This is a genomic window from Rhizobium sp. PP-F2F-G48, assembly GCF_004342335.1.
GTDB lineage: Bacteria > Pseudomonadota > Alphaproteobacteria > Rhizobiales > Rhizobiaceae > Ferranicluibacter.
The window spans coordinates 181345-199501 of record NZ_SLVH01000009.1 but is presented as its reverse complement, the minus strand read 5'-3'; the positions used below and the strand labels follow the sequence as shown (position 1 = coordinate 199501).

Annotated in this window: 17 protein-coding genes; 13 read left to right on the top strand and 4 right to left on the bottom strand. The window is 63.5% G+C overall.

The genetic code is table 11. The features are described 5' to 3' along the window. Positions 1-60 precede the first annotated feature (60 nt). On the bottom strand, positions 61-1533 hold the full coding sequence (locus tag C8J36_RS19555; protein WP_132537032.1) for a benzaldehyde dehydrogenase: 1473 nt from the start codon (positions 1531-1533) through the stop codon (positions 61-63). Here C8J36_RS19555 and C8J36_RS25185 point away from each other — a divergent pair. The 8 genes from C8J36_RS25185 (at position 1526) to C8J36_RS19515 (ending at position 9376) form a co-directional block, all read left to right on the top strand. Next, positions 1526-1855, top strand: coding sequence for a hypothetical protein (locus C8J36_RS25185; RefSeq protein ID WP_132537031.1), 330 nt, complete (start codon positions 1526-1528; stop codon positions 1853-1855). The two genes, C8J36_RS19555 and C8J36_RS25185, sit on opposite strands and share 8 nt — an antisense overlap. 16 nt (positions 1856-1871) lie before the next feature. Next, positions 1872-3641, top strand: a complete 1770-nt coding sequence (locus C8J36_RS19545) for a sigma-54-dependent Fis family transcriptional regulator (protein ID WP_132537030.1) — start codon at positions 1872-1874, stop codon at positions 3639-3641. After that, entirely contained in the window at positions 3638-4648 is a 1011-nt protein-coding gene (locus C8J36_RS19540) for an oxidoreductase (RefSeq protein WP_281029253.1), read from the top strand. Before C8J36_RS19545 ends, C8J36_RS19540 begins: the two co-directional genes overlap by 4 nt. An 85-nt stretch (positions 4649-4733) precedes the next feature. Next, positions 4734-5597 carry an alpha/beta hydrolase gene (locus tag C8J36_RS19535; protein WP_132537029.1) on the top strand — a complete coding sequence of 288 codons (864 nt, stop codon included), beginning with the start codon at positions 4734-4736 and terminating at the stop codon, positions 5595-5597. A gap of 34 nt (positions 5598-5631) precedes the next feature. Then, a complete protein-coding gene (locus C8J36_RS19530; RefSeq protein ID WP_132537028.1) occupies positions 5632-6633 on the top strand; it encodes an NADP-dependent oxidoreductase in 1002 nt (333 codons plus the stop codon). A 220-nt stretch (positions 6634-6853) separates the two neighbouring features. Further along, entirely contained in the window at positions 6854-7636 is a 783-nt protein-coding gene (locus tag C8J36_RS19525; protein WP_132537027.1) for an SDR family oxidoreductase, read from the top strand. 36 nt (positions 7637-7672) lie between these two features. Continuing rightward, complete coding sequence (locus C8J36_RS19520) at positions 7673-8659, top strand: MDR family oxidoreductase (RefSeq protein WP_132537026.1); 987 nt, start codon at positions 7673-7675, stop codon at positions 8657-8659. A 108-nt stretch (positions 8660-8767) separates the two neighbouring features. Next, positions 8768-9376: a TetR family transcriptional regulator gene (locus C8J36_RS19515; protein ID WP_132537025.1), complete on the top strand. Its 609-nt coding sequence runs from the start codon at positions 8768-8770 to the stop codon at positions 9374-9376. A 5-nt stretch (positions 9377-9381) separates the two neighbouring features. Here the strand turns inward: C8J36_RS19515 and C8J36_RS19510 are convergent, their stop codons facing one another. After that, positions 9382-9951, bottom strand: coding sequence for a TetR/AcrR family transcriptional regulator (locus C8J36_RS19510; protein ID WP_132537024.1), 570 nt, complete (start codon positions 9949-9951; stop codon positions 9382-9384). A 157-nt stretch (positions 9952-10108) separates the two neighbouring features. On the opposite strand from C8J36_RS19510, the gene C8J36_RS19505 reads away from it, so the two are divergent. From C8J36_RS19505 to C8J36_RS19490, 4 genes are all read left to right on the top strand, one after another. Further along, positions 10109-10507 (top strand): MarR family transcriptional regulator, encoded by a 399-nt coding sequence (locus tag C8J36_RS19505; RefSeq protein WP_132537062.1) that lies wholly within the window; start codon positions 10109-10111, stop codon positions 10505-10507. 264 nt (positions 10508-10771) lie between these two features. Then, positions 10772-11782: an aldo/keto reductase gene (locus tag C8J36_RS19500; RefSeq protein ID WP_132537023.1), complete on the top strand. Its 1011-nt coding sequence runs from the start codon at positions 10772-10774 to the stop codon at positions 11780-11782. Positions 11783-11893: 111 nt separating this feature from the next. Next, positions 11894-13078: an acetyl-CoA C-acyltransferase gene (locus C8J36_RS19495; protein ID WP_132537022.1), complete on the top strand. Its 1185-nt coding sequence runs from the start codon at positions 11894-11896 to the stop codon at positions 13076-13078. Positions 13079-13102: 24 nt separating this feature from the next. Continuing rightward, on the top strand, positions 13103-14020 hold the full coding sequence (locus C8J36_RS19490; RefSeq protein WP_132537021.1) for an alpha/beta hydrolase: 918 nt from the start codon (positions 13103-13105) through the stop codon (positions 14018-14020). Between the two features lie 4 nt (positions 14021-14024). On the opposite strand, the gene C8J36_RS19485 is transcribed toward C8J36_RS19490, so the two are convergent. Both C8J36_RS19485 and C8J36_RS19480 read right to left on the bottom strand, forming a co-directional pair. Further along, the gene (locus C8J36_RS19485) at positions 14025-16127 is read right to left on the bottom strand and encodes a PAS domain-containing sensor histidine kinase (protein WP_132537020.1); all 2103 of its coding nucleotides are present in this window, start codon (positions 16125-16127) and stop codon (positions 14025-14027) included. Beyond that, positions 16124-16879 carry a response regulator transcription factor gene (locus tag C8J36_RS19480; protein WP_132537019.1) on the bottom strand — a complete coding sequence of 252 codons (756 nt, stop codon included), beginning with the start codon at positions 16877-16879 and terminating at the stop codon, positions 16124-16126. The genes C8J36_RS19485 and C8J36_RS19480 overlap by 4 nt, the downstream gene beginning before the upstream one ends. Before the next feature lie 338 nt (positions 16880-17217). On the opposite strand from C8J36_RS19480, the gene C8J36_RS19475 reads away from it, so the two are divergent. Then, complete coding sequence (locus C8J36_RS19475; protein ID WP_132537061.1) at positions 17218-18120, top strand: ABC transporter substrate-binding protein; 903 nt, start codon at positions 17218-17220, stop codon at positions 18118-18120. The last annotated feature ends 37 nt before the right edge of the window (positions 18121-18157 follow it).

Below are 18157 nucleotides of genomic sequence, written 5' to 3'. Positions count from 1 at the left end.
GAGGTGTGGCTGGCGCGGGATGCGGGCGCGCAGGGCCCCGCCTCCCGCTGCTGGGAGGGGTCAATAGGGATAGGCCGTGGCAGCGTGCTTGACCGAGATCCACTTCCAGGTAGTGAATTCCTCGATGTCGGCCGGGCCGCCGATGCGGGTGCCGTTCCCGGATTTGCGTGGACCGCCGAACGGCGCGAAAGGACCGCCATTGACCGTCTGGTCGTTGACATGGACCATGCCCACATCAAGCTCGTCCGCGATCCGGAGAGCCCGGGCCGTGTCGGACGAGATGATGCCGGCGGCAAGCCCGTAGTCGCTGTCATTGGTCAAGGCGATGGCTTCCGCATCCGTCTTGAAGCTGGCGATACAGGCGACAGGTCCGAAGATTTCCTCCTCGAAGGCCCGCATGTCCGGCGTGACACCCGCGAGGACCGTCGCTGCATAGAAGCGGCCGTCATGGGTGCCGCCTGCCAGAAGACGGGCGCCTTTGGCGACGGCGTCGGCGACGATCGCCTCAATGGCCGCCACCTGCCCATCCGAGATCACAGGGCCGAGCGCCACCTGCTGGCTCGAGGGGTCGCCTGCCGGCAGATGGGATGCCTTGGCGACGAGCTTTTCCGTCAAGGCATCGACGATGGTTTCATGGGCCAGGATGAGACCCGTCGCCATGCAGATCTGGCCCTGATGCAGGAAGGCACCCCAGGCCGAGTTCGATGCGGCGATATCGAGATCGGCGTCGTCGAGAACGATGAGCGAATTCTTGCCGCCGAGTTCGAGCTGCACCTTCTTGAAGTGCTTGCCTGCGATCTCCGCGACCTTGGAGCCACCTCGCGCCGAGCCCGTAAACGAAATCATCGCGATATTGGGGTCGGTGCACATCGCCTCGCCGGCATCCGCGCCGCCAGGGACGACCTGAAGCACGCCCTTGGGCAGTCCGGCCTCTTCGAAGATCCGGGCAATGATGATGCCGCCCGAGATCGGCGTGCGCGGATCGGGCTTGTGGACCACGGCATTGCCGAAGGCCAGGGCCGCAGCGATCGAGCGGACCGACAGCACGAGGGGAAAATTGAACGGCGAGATCACGCCGACGACGCCGTGCGGCACGCGCTTGGCATAGCTGGTCCGCTCGTCGATCGACGGGATCAACAGGCCCATCGGCTGGGTCGCCAGGCTCGCCGCATGCCGAATGAAGAGCGCGCCATCCCCGATCTCGATGCCGGCCTTCGGATAGATCGAGCCGGATTCCCGCATGATCCAGGGGATCAGCTCCGAACGGTTTTCTTCAAGAAGGTCGGCGGCCCTGGACAGAATGCGCGCCCGCTCGGTGGGCAGGGTTTTCGCCCAGGCTTTCTGGGCCGCGCGCGCTTCGGCAGCGGCGCGCGCGATGTCGGACGGTCCGCCGAGGCCGACGGAGGCAATGACCGCGCCGGTCGCCGCATCCGTCACATCCATCACGCCGGCCGCGGTCGTCTGCCAATCGCCGAACAAAGCGCGACCCTGCCAGCGCTCGCTGTCGAGAAAATTCTGGTTTTCGATGTTCATCGTGTTCCTCCTCAAAAATCGCGCCGTGCTCGAAAGCAAAGGCATCCAAAGCGAAGGCACGGCTCCGCCGTCACGAGATCGGCTGTCTCGTCGCACTGCGGTCGTATCGCCTGGTTTAAAGCCTCCTGCCGCTTCCTCCAGCGGTCGCACTGGTATTGCAAAGACCGTGCCAGATGCTCTGGCCAACGCGTCATGCTGGTGGGGGACGCTGCAAGTCATTGCGGACGTTCCTGATTTCAGGGGCAGCGATAGTTCCGGACGATGCCAGGTCCGGCATCTTGAATTTCATGAAATTGTGAAATACGCTTTCCGAAATTCATGAAAGTATCGATCTGATCATGAAAGACCGACAGCCGTCCGATCACCTGATTTCCCTTGCCGAGGCCTCCCGCAAGACAGGCAAGATCCTGACGCGCGGCGCCTTCAGCGAACTCGATACGGGGGCGACCCCGACGCTCTCCGACCTCGCGGAAGCACTGCATTTTGCGCTCGGCGACGGCCGGATCTGGCTGAACGACCAGCGCATGCTCCTGATCCAGTCGCTCGTTCTCGGCCGGCTTCGGCAGGAGATCATCGATGCTTTTGGGATGGAGGCCGCCAAGGGTCTGTTCATGCGCGTCGGCTACATGCAGGGCGTTCGCGATGCGGAACTGATCCAGAAGCGTTTTGCGCAGGAAGATCTGACCCACGCCCTGGCCGCCGGTCCGCGCGTCCATACGCTCGAAGGCTTCGTCAAGGTGACCACCAAGCAGTTCCAGTTCGATCTGCGCAAGGGCACCTATTTCGGCGAATTCTACTGGGACGATTCCTCGGAAGCCGCGGAACATCTCTCGAGCTATGGCATCGCCAGCGAGCCCGTCTGCTGGATGCAGACCGGCTATCCCTCGGGCTATACCAGCACGCTCTTCGGAAAGCCGGTCGTCTTCCGCGAAATCGAATGCGCCGCCATGGGCGCACCGCGCTGCTTCGTTGTCGGCCAGCATGCCGATGCCTGGGGGGACGACGCTCCGGAACGCCATTTTCTCGGCCTCGACTGGACCGGCCGGCGTCCCGTCGCGGTGAAGACGGGGGTGCCGACCTCGACGGCGACGTCTCCCGAGGTCGCGGATGGTCAGGTGGTGGGCGTTTCCGCAAGCTTCCTGCGGACCCGGCTGATGCTGGAAAAGGTGGCCGACACGGACGCTACGGTGCTCTTCATCGGCGAATCCGGCGTGGGCAAGGAGCTGTTCTCCAACGAGTTGCACCGGCTCAGCCCGCGCAGGGACAAGCCCTTCGTGCCGATCAACTGCGCCGCGATCCCCGAAACCCTGGTCGAGTCGGAACTCTTCGGCGTCGAGAAAGGCGCCTTTACCGGCGCCATCCAGTCCCGCGCCGGCTATTTCGAACGCGCCCATGGCGGCACGCTGTTTCTCGACGAGATCGCCTCTCTCACCTATTCGGCGCAAGGCAAGGTGCTGCGGGCCATCCAGGAGCGGAAGATCGAGCGTGTCGGCGGCACGAAGACGATACCGGTGGACGTCCGCGTCGTCGTCGCCTCGAATGTCGATCTCGCCGCAGAGGTGAGGGGCGGGCGCTTCCGACAGGACCTCTATTTCCGGCTCTGCGTCTTCCCGATCGTCATCCCGCCGCTTCGCGACCGCCGCGACGATATCCCGCTGCTGGCCGCACATTTCCTCAAGCTCTTCCGGGAGCGCCATCGGCGCGATGTCGCCGGTTTTACCCGCCGCGCCATGGACGCGCTTCTGGCTTACGATTTCCCCGGCAATATTCGCGAACTGCAGAATCTCGTCGAGCGCGGCGTCATCTTTTCCGGGGGCGGGTCGTTGATCGACTTGCAGCACATGTTCACCGGTTTCGAGACGCTGCCGTCGCTGGCGCTGAAGCTGAGCGAAGGCGGTCGCATCACCGCGACTTCGCCGTCTTCCGAGCGCGGCGAGGGCGCGGGGCATCCGATGACGACACCGGACGCGCTCAGGCAGGCTGAGGCAGAGCTCTACCGCTCGGCGCTCGCCGCCGCAGGCGGCAACATTTCCGCTGCGGCGCGCCAACTCCGGATAACGCGCGCAAAGCTGGAATATCGGCTGAGGAAACTCGGGCACCTGGGATGATCGATCGACACGGTGCATCGCTGCACCTGCCGATCGGTACACCGCTGCACATGCCGAATATTCGGATGTCATCAAGCAAGCCTCTTGACTCAATGATGACGATCGTCATATTTAATGATGACGAACATCATCAAACCGGGTCGAACGCTCTCGTGGCGGCAAACCCGATCGACAGACAGCAAGAGGTGTGTGGCGTGAGCAGCGATCAGAAAACGGCGTTTTTGACAGGCGCATCGAGTGGCATTGGCAAGATGACGGCAATGACGTTGACCAAGGCCGGATACCGGGTCATCGGCACGAGCCGTAAAGCCGCGCCGGGCGAAGTTCGCGATGGCATCCGATTGATTGCGTGCGACGTAACCTCCGACGCCTCGGTGGCTGCCGCCGTCGCGGAAGCGCATGCGGAACTCGGCCGCATCGACCTCGTCATCAACAATGCAGGCTTCGGGATTGTTGGCGCAGCGGAAGAGAGCTCTCTCGAACAGGTTCGGGCGCTCTACGATACCAATGTTCTGGGTGTCGTGCGTGTCACCAATGCTGTCCTGCCGATCATGCGCGCACAGGGGAGCGGCCGCATCCTGAACGTCGGATCGGGGCTCGGCTTCATTCCGGCGCCGTTCAATACACATTACTCCGCGACCAAGCACGCCCTTGAAGGATATTCCGAAGCCCTCGATCATGAGGTTCGTGGCTTCGGCGTCCGTGTCCTGCTGGTCGAGCCGGGTGCGACGAACACCTCGTTCGAGTCGAGCTCTGTACCCGCCGATGCGCCGCTGAAGGATTATGATCGTCTTCGCACGGGTTACACCGTTGCCTATGACAAGTCGATGAAGGCGGCCGATACGGCGCAAAGCGTTGCGGACACCATCTTGCGTGCCGCAACCGATCCGAAGCCGAAGCTGCGCTATCCCTCGGGCAAGGTTGCGCAGCAAGGCGCCTTTGCCCGTCGCTTTCTGCCGCGGTCGCTCTTCGACAAGGTGCTGCACAAGCAGTTCGGCTTGGGCTAGGCCGCCGATCTGCCCCTGTTCTCCTGCCGCTATCCGTCGCCAAACGTCTGCAACGCCAAAAGTCTGCAATGAAAGAGGGCAAGACATGTCCAGTATCACCAGCATTTCACGCACCATCCATCGCTACATCGACGCACCCAATCAGAGCATCACGATTGACGGGGTTCCGTTCGCCTATCGTGAGCTCGGTCCCAAAACCGGCGTCCCGATCGTCCTCCTCAACCACTGGGGTGCGGTGCTCGACAATTTCGACCCGCGCGTTGTGGATGCGCTCGCCCTTCATCACCGGGTGATCGCGATCGACTATCGCGGCATCGGCGGATCGGGCGGCAGTGCGCCGCTCACCGTTGACGAGATGACGCAGGACACGATCCGCCTGATCCGGCAGATGGGCCTGGAGACGGTCGACCTGCTCGGCTTTTCGCTCGGCGGCTTCGTCGCGCAGGATGTCGCTTTGAAGGCGCCGGGTCTGGTGCGAAAGTTGATCCTCGCCGGCACCGGTCCCGCGGGCGGCAAGGGCATCGATAGGGTCGGTCGGGTCTCCTGGCCGCTGATCCTCAAGGGTATGCTGACGCTGCGCGACCCCAAGTTCTATCTGTTCTTTACCGCGACGGCCAATGGCCGCCACGCCGCCAAGGCTTTTCTGGCGCGTTTGAAAGAGCGCAAGGCGGATCGCGACAAGGACGTCACGCCGAAGGTGTTTCTGCGGCAGCTGAAGGCGATCACGGCCTGGGGCCGCCATGCGCCCCAGAACCTCGGTGCTCTCAAGATCCCGGTGCTGATCGCAAACGGCGACAACGACATCATGGTGCCGACGGAAAACAGCATCGACATGGCGCAACGCATCGCAGGCGCCGAGCTTGTGATCTATCCCGATGCCGGACATGGCGGCATCTTCCAGAATCATGACGCCTTCAGCAAGACGGCCTTGACGTTTCTTGCAGCCTGACGGCCCATTCACTTTTACCTTGGAGAACAGGCCTATGAAGGCTTTCATCGTTGAAAAATACAAGAAGAACGGCGCCCTGGGCAGAGCCGATGCGGCCGAACCCGTCGTTGGGGTCAACGACGTCCTGATCGAGATCAAGGCGACGGCGGTCAATCTGCTGGATTCCAAGGTCCGAGACGGCGAGTTCAAGCTGATCCTCCCGTATAAACCTCCCTTCATTCTCGGCCACGACCTTGCCGGCACGGTGCTGGCCGTCGGCCGCGGTGTTCGCGGTTTCAAGGTGGGCGACGAGGTCTATGCACGGCCGCGGGATCACCGAGTGGGCACTTTTGCGGAGCGCATTGCAACCCATGAAAGCGATGTCGCGCTCAAGCCGAAGAACCTCAACTGGACGGAAGCCGCTTCCATTCCGCTGGTGGGGCTGACGGCCTGGCAGGCGCTGGTCGAGCTGGGCAGGGTCCGGAAAGGCCACAAGGTCTTCATCCAGGCCGGTTCCGGCGGTGTCGGTACCTTCGCCATCCAGCTTGCCAAACATCTCGGTGCGACCGTCGCCACCACCACGAGTGCGAAGAACGCCGAACTCGTCAAGAGCCTGGGCGCCGATGTGGTGATCGACTACAAGACCCAGGATTTCGAGTCCGTGCTGTCCGGCTACGACCTCGTTCTGCACAGCCAGGACCAGAAGACGCTGGAGAAATCGCTGCGGGTGCTGAGGCCTGGCGGTCACCTCATTTCGATTTCCGGTCCCCCGGACCCCGCCTTCGCCAAGGCGCAGGGCCTGAATGGCTTTCTGAAACTCGTCTTCACCCTGCTCAGCCGCGGTGCGCGCAAGACGGCGCGAAAGCTCGGCGTCCGCTACGACTTCCTCTTCATGCGCGCCGACGGACGACAATTGGCCGAGATTGCGGCGCTGATCGAGAGCGGCGTCATCAAGCCTGTCGTGGACAAGGTTTTCCCGTTCGAGCAGACGGGCAATGCCCTGGCCTATGTCGAGACCGGCCGCGCGAGAGGCAAGGTCGTCATCGAGGTGCAGTAGCAATCGGTCGAGATCCGTCTGAACGCCTCTTCGGCTTTGCCGTTGCGGAGCAGGCTTCAGGATCGACCGGGCGTGATCCCGGTCGATCCTGGCAGGGCCCAGTTCGAAGCCAGGCCGAAATCCGATCCTCGTTCTTGACATCCCGGATGTCGATCATCACTTACGGACTCAATGATTACGATCGCAATCATTGCAATCAGGCAAGCAGAGAGTTTTTCGCATGACGTCCAAACCCAAAGTTCTCATCACCGGCGCCTCCACCGGCATCGGCGCCGTATACGCTCAGCGTTTCGCGGAGCGTGGACATGACCTTGTGCTCGTTGCCAGAAGCGTCGACAAGCTCGAGGCGAGTGCCGCAAGGCTCCGGAAAGAGACCGGCGTTTCGATCGAACTGCTGCCCGCCGATCTGACCGATAAGGCGCAGCTTTCGTCGGTCGAGACGCGGCTGCGCGAAGATGCCTCGATCGGCATTCTCGTCAACAATGCCGGCGGCAATGTCGGCGGCACATTCGTCACGCAAGATATTGCGGATCTGACGAAGCTGGTGACCTTGAACGCCACCAGCGTGTTGCGACTTGCTCATGCGGTCGCGCCGCGTTTTGCGGAAAAGGGTGAGGGCGCCATCATCAACATCAGCTCCGTCCTGGCACTGGCGCCCGAATGGGCCACATCCGTCTACACCGCGACGAAAGCGTTCGTGCTGTCTCTGTCCCAGGCGCTTCACGGCGAACTTGCACCGCGCGGCGTCTACGTCCAGGCCGTGGCCCCGGCCGCAACCCGAACCGACCTTTGGAACCTGGTCGAGGAGGACAAGCGTCCCCCGCTGATGGAGGTTTCCGAACTGGTCGATGCCGCCCTGGTCGGCTTCGATCGCCGCGAGGCCGTGACGATCCCGCATCTGCACGACGAGGCGCATTGGCAGGCCCTGGAGGCCGCCCGCAAGGTCTTGCTGCAGGATACGGGGCACATCACCGCCGCCGCCCGATATGCCGCATCGAAGTGATGCGAAGAGGCTTTTGGAAGTGAAGGGATCTATGAGATGAGTTTCAAGGCTCTGCTGGCAGACAAGGCCGGCGATGCGATTTCCGCAAGCATTGTGGATTTCGATGAGAAGGACCTGATGGCAGGCGATGTGACCGTTGCCGTCGAATACTCCACGGTCAACTACAAGGACGGCATGGCTCTGACGGGCGCTGCGCCCATCATCCAGACCTTCCCGCTGATCGCCGGCGTCGATTTCGCCGGCGTGGTCGAGGCCTCATCCTATCCGGGCATCCAGGTTGGCGACCGTGTCGTCGCCAACAGTTGGGGCCTGAGCCAGACCCATCATGGCGGATATGCCCAGAAGGCGCGTGTCAGCGGCGACTGGCTGGTGAAGCTGCCGGACAATATTTCCACGAAGGACGCCATGGCGCTCGGGACGGCCGGCTACACGGCGATGCTCTGCATTCTCGCGCTCGAACATGGTGGTCTGACGCCGGAGCGCGGCGATATTCTGGTCACGGGCGCCAATGGCGGCGTCGGCTCGATTGCGATCGCGCTTCTGTCGCAGCTCGGCTATCGTGTCGTCGCTTCGACCGGTCGGCTCGAGGAAGCGGACTACCTGCGGACGCTCGGGGCGGCGGAGATCATCGATCGCAAGACGCTTTCGGAACCCGGCAGTCCGATCGCCTCCGAGCGTTGGGCCGGCGCCGTCGACTCGGTCGGCAGCCACACGCTTGCCAATGTGCTGGCCCAGACTAGGTATCGCGGGGTTGTCACTGCCTGCGGGCTGGCGCAGGGGCTCGACCTGCCGGCGACGGTCCTGCCGTTCATTCTGAGAAACGTCACGCTTGCCGGCATCGATTCCGTCAACGCGCCGCAGGCCGTGCGGCTCGAAGCCTGGCGTCGCCTTGCCGTCGATCTCGATGTCGAGAAGCTGGCGAGAACGGTGACGATGGTCGGGCTTTCGGACGTCGCGGCGCTCGCTCCGAAGATCCTGAAGGGTGAGGTGCAGGGCCGAACCGTCGTCAATGTGAACGCCTGAGAGCGGCTGCGCGGCGACGGGATCTCGTCCTTGCCGCCGCGCAGCAGTCACCGTCGCGATCATCTGCGGGTCATCCGACGAGATGCCTCCAAGCAGGAGAAAAGCGTCATGAAGATCACGCGTGAACAGGTTGCGGAAAACCGACGGCGTATCCTCGATTCGGCGAGCCGGCTTTTCCGAAGCCGGGGCGTGGACGCCGTCAGCGTGGCGGACGTCATGCAAGGCGCCGGCCTGACCCATGGCGCCTTCTACCGCCATTTTGCCTCCAAGGACGACCTGGTCGCGGAGGCACTCGCCCATATCCTGACGTCGGACGGCGACGCGCCGTTCAGCCTTCGTGGCTACCTGGAGCAATATCTCTCCGCCGAACATCGGGACAATCCTGCGGAGGGATGCCCGTTCGCCGCCCTGGCGTCGGAGATTCGACATCAGAGCCCGCAAGCTCGGGCCGTGATGACGGCAGGCGCTCGCCAGATCATCGAGATGATGTCGATCGATATGCCGGCCAGCGCAGACACGGCGGAGCGTCAGACGGCGATCGGCAACTGGGCGGCAATGGTCGGAGCCATGATGATTGCGAGGGCCGTCGATGACGGCGCGCTGTCAGACCGGATTCTCGACGAGACACGTCGCTTTGTCGAATCCAGCATCAAGCCTGTCGCGAGTGCCGATCCCGAGACCGGAGTCTTGGAGGCGCCGTCTCCGCCGAACGGCTGACGCCGCTATTTCGCGAGGACAGCTTTGGCTGCTGCATCCAGAATTTCCGTCGAGAGCGCTTTGCTCTCCACAGCCCGCGCCAGAACCAGAGCGCCGATCATCGTCGCCATGGTCGCAATCGCGACCTCGCGGTCGGATGCCGCGCCCTTCGTCTCGACAATGGGTTGAAGCAAAGCCAGTTGTTCCTCGACGCCGCGCTGCATGACCCGGCGAACCTCCGGGCCATGGCGCGCTACATCCGAGCCGAGCGCCGCAAAGGCGCAGCCTTTCGAGACGCCATCGCGGTGCTGATCCGACAGATAAAAGCTGACGGCTTTCTCCAGAGCTTCGCTCGTGTCGTTTCCGATCAGGGACGACATCCGTTGCGCGGTCTGATCGAGCGCCGCCCGTGTCGCCTTGGCGATGAGGTCGTCCTTGGAGTCGAACTGCTTGTAAAAGCCGCCATGGGTGAGGCCGGCGGCCTGCATCAGGGTGCTGACCCCGACGCCGTCGAATCCCTTTTCTCGAAATAACCGGCTGGAGGTCTCGATGACCTGCTGCCGGTTTTCCTCCGCCTTTTCCTTCGTGACTTTCATGGCGTATCTCTCTTGCCTGATCGCCTATTATATATGATGATTGGCATCTTACTCAATGGGTGTCGTGCGACGGATGAGGCGGGTGCACCTCCCGTTGCCACGTAAACCCGAACTGAGGACCTCGACATGGCGTATCTGTGGGTATATACACGCAATCATGAACCCGTGTTATTCAGTGATGTTGCGAGAAGCCTCCCGGAAGGTTTCATCGATCTATGACGAAGCCCTGTCGCCTCTTGGGATCAACATCGCCCAGTTTTCACTCCTCCGGCGCATCGAGCGTCTTCAGCCGGTCAGCATGACCGATCTCGCTCGGAGTGCTCAGCTCGATCGCTCGACGATCGGGCGGAACGCGAAAGTCCTCGAACGGATGGGGCTTGTCGGCGCGGGGCGTGGCGATCTGGACCAGCGGGAAGCGACGATTACGCTGACCGAAGCCGGTGCCGGTTTGCTTGCGGAGGCCGGCCCGGTCTGGAGCGCGTGTCAGAAAGCCATGGAGGCGCGGCTCGGGCCGGTGAAGATTACCGCATTGGAGGAGATTCTTCGCTCCATCTGAATTTTCTCACGGCTCTATGCGTGTATATACCCGTATATGGGAATGGTTTCGACATCAAAGCCACGTGATCCACTCATGGCGAAGACGCCTGGCAGCACGGCCTGCATCGCGGTTGGGAGCAAGACGACGATCGCCGTCCGCTGTGTGCTTCGACGATCGGATCGGCACGGAGGCGGTCGCCGCCGTTGCCACGTTCGCCATCCAAACGCATCGACAATCCATCGGCCGCAATCGGCTTGATGACCTGACAGGGAAGGAAGCATCATGAACTACACGTCCTTTGGAAGCACAGGTTTGCGGGTCTCACAGATCGCGCTGGGCACCGCTAATATCGGCACACGCTGGGGTCACGGCGCGACGCCGGAGGAGGCCGCGCAGATCTTCAACACCTATGCCGAGGCCGGCGGTAACATGATCGATACGGCCGATATCTACCAGTTCGGCCAGTCGGAGGAGATCCTGGGCGACCTGTTGCACGATCGGCGCGACCATTTCGTGCTGGCGACAAAATACACCAGCGGGGCAGCCCCCGACGCCGATCGGCTTGTGACGGGCAACAGTCGCAAGGCCATGATCGCCTCGCTGGAAGCCAGCTTGAAGCGGCTGAAGACAGACCGCATCGATCTGTTCTGGGTTCATCATCCCGATGGGCTGACCCCGTCCGAGGAGATCGTCCGCGGGCTGGACGATCTCGCCCGCGCCGGCAAGATCCTCTATGCGGGCCTCTCGAATTTCCCCGCCTGGCGGCTGTCGCGTGCCGTGACCATTGCCGAACTCACGCGCGCAGTCCCGATTGCGGCCGCGCAGTTCGAACATAGCCTAGTGCGCCGCGAACCCGAGGCCGATCTGTTTCCGGCGGCCAAGGCGCTGGGCCTCGGCATCGTCACCTGGTCTCCGCTCGGTGGCGGTGTGCTGACAGGCAAGTATCGGAAGGGCGAAATCGGGCGTGCGGAAAAGATGGGCGGGCGCGTCTTCCAGGCCGAAAACAGCGAGCAGCGCACCCGCATTCTCGACACGGTCCTCGGCATCGCGGAAGAACTCGAAACGACCCCGGATCGCGTGGCCATTGCCTGGTCCGCCAGCCATGGGAGCATCCCGCTCATTGGTCCCAGATCGCTGGATCAGCTGAAGGCCAATATCGGCGCGGTGTCGATCGCGCTCTCCCAGGATCACATCCATCGCCTGAACGAGGCCAGTGACCTCGCCGGCCCGGCGGCGGCGCTCACGGCAAGTTCTCAGGACGCCAGTGTCACGCCCGGCAGGGTCGTTGCCTAGAGCCAAGGCAGATGGCGGCGCCCGGCCGCGGTTGGCTGAAACACAGAAGAACACCGTCAGCGTTTCGTTGACGGTCCGCTTCATCGATTGGACATCACAGGGAGAAACGCAATGGCAAACAGAGAGATCATTCTGGCGAGACCCGTGCGCACCGCGATCGGGGCGTATAATGGCGCGCTCAAGGGGGTTGCCGCGACGGAGCTCGGCGCCGTCGTCGTGCGCGAGGCGCTGCGGCGCGCGAACCTTTCCGGCGACGAAATCGGCTCGGTCGTCATGGGCAATGTCATCCAGGCCGGAAATCGCATGAACCCGGCCCGGCAGGCCTCCATCAATGGCGGGCTGCCCGTGTCCGTCCCGGCATTCACTGTCAACCGGGTCTGCGGCTCGGGCGCGCAGGCCATCGTCAGCGCCGCCCAGGACATCGGATCCGGTCAGATCAAGGCGGCGGTTGCCGGTGGAATGGAGAATATGGACCGCGCACCCTTCCTGATGGATGGGGGGCGCTGGGGCTATCGCATGGGCCCGGCCCAGATCCTCGACAGCATGCTGACGGACGGGCTCGAAGACGCGTTCTCCGGCGAGCACTCCGGCTGGCATACGGAGGATCTGGTGACGCGCCTGCAGATCACGCGCGAGGCACAGGACGTTTTCGCCGCACGCTCCCAGCAGCGTTTCGCCGCGGCCCAGGCGGCAGGTGCTTTCAAGGACGAGATCGTTCCGGTCGAGATCAAGGGCCGCAAGGGCCCGGAGATTTTCGCCGCCGATGAAGCGCCGCGGCCCGATACGACGACCGAAACGCTGTCCCGGCTGAAGCCGGCGTTTCGCAAGGACGGTACCATCACCGCCGGCAACGCGCCCGGCCTCAACAGTGGCGCGTCAGCGATGGTCGTTGCGGAGCGGGACTTTGCCGAGACGATGGGCGTCGAGCCGGTTGCCCGCCTGGTCGGTTATGGCGTCGGCGCGGTCGAGCCGGGTCTCTTCGGACTGGGGCCTGTTCCGGCGGTCCGCCGGGCGCTCGACCATGCCCGATGGTCGCTCGGCGATATCGAGCGCATCGAGATCAACGAGGCTTTCGCCGCCGTTCCGCTCGCCGTCATCCGCGAACTCGGTCTTCCCGACGATATCGTCAATGTCGATGGCGGTGCCATCGCCCACGGACATGCGATCGGGGCAACCGGGGCCGTTCTGGTGACCCGTCTTCTTCATTCGATGCGGCGCGATGGCGTGACGCGGGGCATGGTGACGCTCTGCATCGGCGGCGGGCAGGGCATCGCTCTGGCGCTGGAAACGCTGTAGCCAGCGAGATCCGAGGAGATCCAGATGTTCGAAGCCTTCGAAAGCGGCAGCCTTGCACTGGAGGATGTCGACATCTCCTATGTCGCTGCCGGTGCGGGCGAGCCCGTCCTGCTGTTGCACGGCTTTCCGCAGAACCGCGCCCTCTGGGCGAAAATCGCCCCGGCGCTCGTGGCGCAGGGCTACCGCGTCATTTGCCCGGATCTTCGCGGCTATGGGCAATCGTCCAAGCCTGCCGCGGCGCCGGATCTTTCGAACTATGGCTTTCGCGCCATGGCCGGCGATCAGATCGCGCTGATGACGCGTCTCGGATATCCGAAGTTCCATGTGGTCGGGCATGATCGCGGCGCCCGCGTGGCGCACCGGCTGTGCCTGGACCATGCGGACGCCGTCGCAAGCGTGACACTCATGGATATCGTGCCGACGCTGGAATTGCTCGCCAATCTGCGCAAGGAGGTGGCGCAAAGCTACTGGCACTGGTTCTTCCTGGCCCAACCGGCCCCGTTTCCGGAGCAGGTGATCCAGTCCAACCCGGACCTTTTCTATGAAACCTGTCTGTTTGGCTGGGGTGGTGCCAAGGCTGCGGATTTTGCGCCGGAACAGCTCGCCGCCTATCGCGCCTCATGGCACGACCCTGATGCCATTGCCGGCGGTTGCAACGACTATCGCGCGGCCTTGCAAGTGGATTTTGCCGATGATCTCGCGGATCGAGACCGCTTGATCGAGGCGCCTGCCATGATTCTCTACGGTGCGTCGGGCGCCATGGGGAGGCTCTACGACATCCCGGCGGTCTGGGAGCGTTTCTGTGCCAAGCTTGAGGCACACGCCATCCCGGGCGGACATTTCTTCCCCGACATCGAACCCGACCGCGTCAGCGATCACCTGAGCCGCTTCCTGCGGCAGCATTCGATGGTGACAGGGTCGATCGGGAATCGGACGGCATAGACCCTCAACCCTTTCCACCGGATTGATCGGGAAATGTCAGCGTTACTTCCGTGCCAGAGCCCAGTCGCGACTGGATGGCGGCATCGCCGCCGGACTGGCGGACGAAGCCGTAGACCGTTGCGAGACCGAGACCGGCGCCGCCGTCCTTGAGGCGGGTGGTGAAATAGGGCTCGAAGGCCTTGTCGATGGCCTCCGGCGTCATGCCGATCCCTTCGTCTGCGACGGAGACGATGACGGACTGTCCTTCGTGAAAGACGGAGATCGTGATGTCGCCTCCGTTCGGCATGGCTGCGGCGGCGTTGAGGCAGAGATTGAGGATCGACTGCTCGAACAGCGCGGGATCAAGGTAGACGGGCGGCAGATCGCCTGCGCTCTTCAGGCCGATGCGGCAGGTCTCGCCGACCGCAATTTCGAGCACGTCGATCATGCCGGTCAGAACGGCCCTGAGATCGACGGAGACAGGGAAGATCTGCTGCTGGCTTGCCACCGAGAGCATGCTGGACGACAGTGCCCGGCCACGGTCCGCTGCCTTGCGAATGCGGTTGAGATGGCGCTTCTGGCGATCGGTCACGCCGTCCTCGCGCTCCAGCAAGCCGAGACTGCCGGTCACGATTCCGATCATGTTGCCGACCTCGTGCGCCAGCTGGTGGGTCATGCGCGTGATGCCGTCCAGCCGCTGGGCCTTGGCAGCCTCGGCTTCCTGGCGGTCGGCTTCGGTGACGTCACGGGCGAGAAGGACGAAGCCGCCGTCCCGCTGGCGCGAGAGCGACAGCTCGACCACCTGCCCATCCGGCCGGCGCAGGCGCGAGACGAACGGCCTGCCGGGCCGATCCTCGTTTGCCAGAGCATCCTCAACGCCTTTGACATCGACGTCGGGGACACCCTCCAGGAAGCGCGGCAGGGGCAGTTTTCGCGAGGCGCCGCCGCGGCCGACAAGCTCGATCACCCGGCGGTTCATGGCGAGCGGCTTGCCGGCCGAGTCGAACAGGGCGATGCCCTCGTTCATGCTGCGAAAGATCGCGCGGATCGTTTTGGCCGCCGTGTCCGCCTTGCGGCGCATCTGGCTGACGCGATCGACGCTTTCGCGAAAGGCGCTGAAGGCCTGGACCAGCCGGATCAGTTCCGTCTCGTCGCCGCGATAGCGCGGCACGGCGATGTGTTTCTGTCCTCCGGCAAGTGCATTCATGCCGGCCGAGAGATCGACGATCCCGCGCGACACCCGGATGACGGAGCGGATGGCGAGTGCCGCGACGATCAGCATCAGGAGGGCGGTCACGATGACGATGCTGAGCAGCCGCTGGAGCATCTGCGAGATCGCCTGGACGTCGTCGCCAAGTTTCTGCACGACGCTGTCGTTCTGGGCTTCGACGGCGAGCGACAGCTCGCGCGAGACCGCGTGAAGCCGCGTGATCGCGGCGCGAATGGAAAACATCTCCCGGAGATAACGGGTCTGCGCCGCGAAGATGCGACGGTGGGCATCGAGCGCCGCCTGGTCCATACGCACCGGCGCCGCTTCGGCAATGGCGAGGTCGCGGACATACCGCCTCTGCAGCTCCCCGAGCTGGAACAGGCTGTCGGATGTCGAGGCGGATTGGGCGAGAGCGCTGAGCGTGGGCGGCAGATTGCGCACCGTGGACATGTCCCGCGTCGCGATCTGGCTCAGCGCCATCGCGGCGTCCGACTTGTGCCCCTGCGCGGCTTCAGCGTTTTCAAGCATGGAGAGCGTCTGTTGCCGGATCGTGCCGAGCAGGGCGCGGACGTCGCCCGTATCGGTGGGCACGGTCGCACGCTCGCCCCGCGGCGGCATCATGCTCATCAGGGCCTCGACCTGGGTCAGGACGGCGCGGCTTTCGCTGGAAATGCGATAGGGCGAGGTCGCGTTCATGAGAAAGGGCGCGCTGGAAACGAGGTCGGACACTTGCTTGGAAACGACGGCGGACTTGCCGAGGCTGACGAAGGCCTGCGTGCCATACGTCGCCATTTCGTTGCGCGCCTTCAGGAGGCCGAAGATGGCAATGGTGGAAATGCCGAGAACGAGGGCGCCGATAATGAGAATGGCCGCGGGAAGACGGAAGGCGATCGAGGAGAAGAAGGCCCCACGGGTCATTGCTCCGTCTCGCGGCGCGCGGTCTCGAGCACATAGCCTCGCCCGCGGCGGGTCTTGATATAGCGCGGCAATTCGGGGTTCTGCTCGATCTTGCGGCGCAGCCTGAGAACGAGCACGTCGACATTGCGGTCCACGTAACGCTCCGTGCCGCTGCCCAGCCGCTCCAGAATTTGCGCGCGGGTCACGGCCAGATTGGGCGTTTCGGCCAGCAGCTCCAGAAGCGCGAACTCGGCGGTCGTCAGCGTCTTTCCCGGTTGCGCTTCGCAAATGGCCAGCCTGCGGGTCAGATCGATCGTCCAGTTTCCCAGATGCAGCGCCGACGCCTGGGGCGCCCGGTCGGATGCGGACTGTGGTGCCGGTTCCGGGGCGCGCTCATGCTTCGGCATCAGGATCGAGCGGCGCAACACCGCCTTCATGCGGGCCGCAAGTTCGATGGGCTCGAACGGCTTGACGATATAGTCGTCGGCCGCGGTCTCGAGACCCAGCACGCGTTCGGCCGAACTGCCGGCCGCCGTCACCATGATGATGCCGACATCCATGCTGCTGCGGATGCGCTGTGCAAATGTTCGTCCAGATGCACCGGGAAGGTTATGATCCAGCAGGATGAGATGCACGATCTCCTGTGAGAGAAAGACCGTCGCCTCCTCGGCCGAGCCGGCGACGAAGGGCGTCCAACCCTCGGCCTCCACGAGATCGAACAGCATCTCCGCCATATCCGGATCGTCCTCCACGATCAGAATCTTCACCTGCATGTCGATATTCCTCCTGCCGCATCATAGGCTTCAGAAAGATTTGTTCAAATCCTCGCCGATGACGGGATCTGTCACAAATGTAATATCTGTAAGGCTGGCAACCCTCCGGATGTTCGGCTGTAACAACCGTAACCACTCCTTTCTTGAAGCCTTCGCCGTATCTGCCATTCTGACGGCGGAGGTCGGAACGGCATCGTTCCGGGAAGTGGAGGATTTTGGTGAGGACGTTCATCTGTCTGGTCGCGGCGGCGTCTCTGTCGTTCGGCGCCATCGCACGCGCAGAGCCATTGGCGCGGCTGAACGTCCTCTGCGGCGTAGACGAGGCCTGGTGCGCGACGATGAAACAGGCCGTGCTGACCCGGCTGAACATCGATGCCACCGTGACGCGCAAGAGCACCGGAGAGATCCTTGATCAGGTGCGCCGCGAAAAGGCCGATCCGCAGACGGACGTCTGGTGGGGCGGCACGGGCGACGCACATCTTCAGGCGGGCGCCGAAGGTCTGCTGCAAGCCTACCAGCCGCCATCGACCCTGACGATGTTGCCTTGGGCGGACAATTTCTTCGATCTCTCGGGCGGACACTCCGCCGGGATCTATGCCGGAGCCCTCGGCTTTGCCTATAATTCCGATCTCCTCAAGCAAAAGGGTCTGCAGGCGCCTGCCTGCTGGAAGGACCTGCTCGACGGGACCTATGCGGGTGCGATCGAGCTTGCCGACCCCAACTCGTCGGGAACGGCCTATACCGCTCTGGCAACGCTCGTTCAGCTGTTCGGGGAAGACGAGGCGTTCAAATATCTCGGCCGGCTCGGCGCCAATATCCGCGCCTTTCCGCAGTCGGGCTCCGCACCGGTCAAGGATGCCGCCCATGGTGAAACGCTGATCGGCATCTCCTTCATCCATGATGCGGTGACGCTGCGGCAGGCGGGCTATCCGCTCGAAATCGTCGCGCCCTGCGAAGGCACGGGCTACGAGATCGGAGCGGTCAGCATCGTGAAGGGTGCAAAGAACATCGAGGCGGCCCGGGCTTTCCTCGGGTTTGCGCTCAGCGCCGAGGGGCAGGCGACGGGGGCTGCCGCCGGCCAGAACCAGGTTCCGTCCAATGCCGGTGCGTCGTTGCCCCCCGGTGCGCCCGATATCTCGATGATCCGGATGGTCGATTACGATTTCGCGACCTTCGGCTCGCCCGACGAGCGACGTCGGCTTCTCAAACGCTTCGACAGCGAGATCCGCAGGATCCCCTGAACTCAAGCAAGTCCCGGACGAAACACGGCATCCCGCT